Source organism: Mesorhizobium sp. M7A.F.Ca.ET.027.02.1.1, from assembly GCF_004022985.1.
Classification (GTDB): Bacteria; Pseudomonadota; Alphaproteobacteria; order Rhizobiales; family Rhizobiaceae; genus Mesorhizobium.
In genome coordinates, this window is the sequence record NZ_RZOL01000875.1 from 1 (window position 1) to 707 (window position 707).

Genomic DNA, 707 nt, shown 5'->3' on the forward strand with positions numbered 1-707 from the left:
GAAGATCGGCGATGGCGACGAATGTTTTCACAGCGTCTACGTCCAGCGTCATGTCAGCTATCCGCACTTGTTGTCTCTGAAATAGCCAACCATGCAATTCTAATATGATCAAGCCTCGCCTACCCTGGGGCATACGCGCACCGGGCGAGCTGCAATGGATTCGCCGACTGCCGACAATACGAGGTTGAACCATGCCCACTGTAGTGACCCGCCGAGGCATCATTGTTCTGTTTGCCGCCTGCCTGGCGTGCCTGATGTTCGGCCTGGAGATTTCAAGCGTTCCCGCGATCCTGCCGACACTGGAGCAGGTGCTGCACGCCGACTTCAAGCAACTGCAATGGGTGATGAACGCCTATACGATCGCGGTCACGACGGTGCTGATGGCGGTCGGCACGATCGCCGATCGTTACGGGCGCAAGCGTGTCTTTCTGGTCGCCATCGCCGCCTTCGGCCTGACATCCCTGATCTGCGGCGTCGCCGAAAGCGTCTCCACGCTCATCGTCGCCCGGTTTCTGCAGGGCCTGAGCGGCGGTGCGATGCTGATCTGCCAGCTTGCCGTGCTGTCGCATGAATTCCGGGAAGGGCGCGAACGCGCCGTCGCATGGGGCTGGTGGGGCGTCATCTTCGGCACCGGCCTCGGCTTCGGCCCCATCATCGGCGGCGGCATCGTCGCGGTCTCGAGCTGGCAATGGGTGTTTCTTGTCCAC

The 707-nt window shown here is 61.4% G+C and carries 1 protein-coding gene; it reads left to right on the forward strand.

Going from position 1 to position 707, the window contains the following annotated elements; translation table 11 throughout:
• Nucleotides 1-191: 191 nt before the first annotated feature.
• Nucleotides 192-707: MFS transporter (locus tag EN749_RS36735; protein ID WP_128365098.1), on the forward strand; the 516-nt coding region annotated here is incomplete at its 3' end.